Source organism: Methanobrevibacter sp. 87.7, from assembly GCF_002208625.1.
GTDB lineage: Archaea > Methanobacteriota > Methanobacteria > Methanobacteriales > Methanobacteriaceae > Methanarmilla.
Map to the genome: position 1 here is coordinate 1 of NZ_MRCT01000181.1, position 3,242 is coordinate 3,242.

At 21.4% G+C, this 3,242-nt stretch carries 2 protein-coding genes; one reads left to right on the plus strand and one right to left on the minus strand.

Features of this window, described 5'->3' with window-relative positions; genetic code table 11:
* Positions 1–499 precede the first annotated feature (499 nt).
* Positions 500–1,972, minus strand: a complete 1,473-nt coding sequence (locus BGI41_RS07345) for a homoserine O-acetyltransferase (protein WP_088540020.1) — start codon at positions 1,970–1,972, stop codon at positions 500–502.
* Positions 1,973–2,520: 548 nt separating this feature from the next.
* On the opposite strand from BGI41_RS07345, the gene BGI41_RS07350 reads away from it, so the two are divergent.
* The gene (locus BGI41_RS07350) at positions 2,521–2,997 is read left to right on the plus strand and encodes a zinc ribbon domain-containing protein (RefSeq protein WP_088540022.1); all 477 of its coding nucleotides are present in this window, start codon (positions 2,521–2,523) and stop codon (positions 2,995–2,997) included.
* Positions 2,998–3,242: the final 245 nt, after the last annotated feature.

The following is a 3,242-nucleotide window of genomic DNA, read 5'->3' on the forward strand; positions in this document are numbered from 1 at the left end:
TTATAATACACTGTTCATAATTACATATAATTTTTTAGAAAAATATATTAATACATTCAATAATTTATTATAAAATTAAACAAAAAACTATTTTACTTTTTACTAAAAATAATTAAGAAATTAAAAATTAAACTTAATAGAATACTTTATTTAATTAAAACTTAATGATTAAAAAATTAAAATAAATTTTTATATAAATAAACTAAATAAAAATGATTTAAAAGACTTAAAATGATTGTTTATAAAAATAGCTTAAGTATATAAAATTTAAAATTTTAAATAATTACTTAAAAATAGCTTCAAATAAAAATTTGAAATATTTGATAAAAAACTTAAATTACATAAAAATAGCTTAAATATGAATTAACTAAAAAAAATTTAATAAAAAAATAGCTTCAAATTAAAAATAAGTAGTATAATAATATTTAATAAAAAAGATTATACTTACTAATAAACTACCTATTAAAAAATAATAAGAAAGTAAAATATAAAATGCTTATTATAAATTACTTACTAAATGACTTATTAAATCAGTAGAAATTAAACCAACAACTTCTAATCTACTATTAACAACAGGCATACATGAAATATCATACTTTTTCATTTGATTTGCAATATCTGTAATAGCTTCATTTGGAGTACAAAATTGAACATCAGTAGTCATAACCTGTTTTAAATCATTGCAATTAATAGCTATTGCTTTAGATAAATCCCATGAAGTAATAATACCAATTAACTTTTTATTCCTAACAATAGGTACATGAGTTAAATGCTCATCTAACATTAATTTAGCAGCATCTTTAAGAGTTCCATCATAATTAAGTGTTGGAATATTAGTTTCCATTAAATCTTCTACAACATTATCAGATAAGAATTGACTAATAATATAATTTAATTGTCCTGCCTCAATAAAGAATGCATCATGACCTTTACTTGAAGTAATCTCAGTAAAATTAACCTCAACACCATTTGCTTGAAGAGCTTTTAAAATATCAGCAGATTGTTCTGTAGTATATAGCCAATCAGAATCAATTGATATTAATTGTGTTTTAGCTTTAATATTTTTAAGTCCATCTACAAGTGAATTATTATCTGCAAGATCAAAATAGTCTATTGCCTTTGTTACATAAAGATAACTATTAGCATCAAATCTTTTAACAAAAGTTTCACCTTGATGATGAAGATAACTTTCTACCTGAAAATCAGGATCACTATCAAAATTATAACTTAACTCATTTTTATCCTGAAGGTCACGACCAAATTTCTGATACATAGATTCTTCTGAAAGATAAGTAATATGTGCAATCATACGTGCTACAGATAAACCATCTTCAGGATGTGGACCATCATAATAATCTCCACAATTCCAATTAGGATCTTTAACTATTGATTGTCTTGCAACCTCATTAAAAGCTATTTGTTGTGGAGTTGATCTTGCTGTAGTTGCAATTGGAATAATTTTTTTAATAAAATCTGGATAATCTATAGCCCATTGAAGAACTTGCATACCACCCATACTTCCTCCAATTACACATAATAATTTTTTAATTCCAAATGAATCTACTAATTTTTTTTGTGCATGTACCATATCAGATATAGTGATAAATGGGAAACTAAGTCCATATTCCTTATTGGTTTTTGGATTTATAGATGCAGGACCTGTAGTTCCTTTACATCCACCTAAAACATTTGATGATATGATGAAATATTTATTAGTATCTAAAGCTTTTCCTGGACCAATAATTATCTCCCACCATCCAGGTTTTTTATCACCTTCATGCCAACCTGCAGCATGAGCATCACCAGTTAGTGCATGACAGACTAAAATAGCATTATTCTTTTCTTTATTTAATTCACCATAAGTTTCATATGCTATAGTTACATGATCTAAAGTTTGGCCAGACTTTAAATGAAGTTCTTCATCAATATTAAAAAATTTAGTTTGAACTTGACCAACTGATTTCTGTTTCATTCTAATCCCTACTTTAAAATTATTATTATTATTAAAACTTAATATATAATATTTAATTTAAATTACTTTACATATAATGATTTTTATTTAATAATCAATATTTTATTTTTTAAAAACTTTAATTTAATTAATTACTACTTTAATATACAATCAGTATTTTAAAATAATTGATATTTATAATAAAATACACAATTAGTACTATTAATTAATAAATATTTATTTTATAATAAAAAATTCCAAATAATTAATCTATGTATAAATATTAGCTAATATAATATATATAACTATAGTTATATTAATTTAATCTAAAAAAGATTATATATAATAAATAGTAATATAATTAAAAAAATATTATATTAAACTTTATTTGTTTTTAAACTATTAAATTAAAAAACAATAGATTTTAAAATTTATTTAAATTTTAACTATTAAATTAGAAAACAATAGATTTAAAAACTTAAATAATAAAAATTAAGAAAACCAAAAGGTATAATATTTAAATATAATATAGTATTATTTAGTAATATAAAATAAAAGGAGGCTATAGAATGGTTAAACGTTGTCCTCAATGTAATACAGAAACAGACGATGATTCAAGATTTTGTCCAAAATGTGGATATCACTATAAGATTGAGGAACCAAAGTACAGAAGAATACAAGTAAAAGCTGTTCAATGTCCTCAATGCCATAGTAGAATATATAATTTAAGTTATGGATTCTGTCCAAAATGTGGATTTGAATTTCAAACTAAAAAAGATAATGTTACATACAATTATTTAGAAGTAGTTGAACAATCAGAGCATCAAAATTCAATAATTTATGGTTATATATTATCAATATTAATACCATTTATTGGAATATTCTTTGCAATATATAATATAACACGTAAAGGAGATGCAGAAGCAAGAAGTGCTGGTATTAATCAATTAATTATTTCCTTAGTATTTTTTGCATTAGATTTATCATACATCTACTTATTTATAAAAGCAGGTGCAGTAAATCCAAATAAATTTAAATTATTTTAAATCTATTTTTTAATTACTTACTAAGTAATTATTTTACTCCTTTTTAATAATAATTTTAAAACACGATTTATTTATAAACTTAATAATTTTAAAACTTATTTTATCTAAAACACAATTTAATTTATAAACTTAATAATTTTAAAACTTATTTTAAATATAATAAAAAAACTTATTAAAAAATAAAATATAATACAAAAAATTAAAACTAAAAAAAACTATTCTAAAATAAAAATTTCCAATAATTC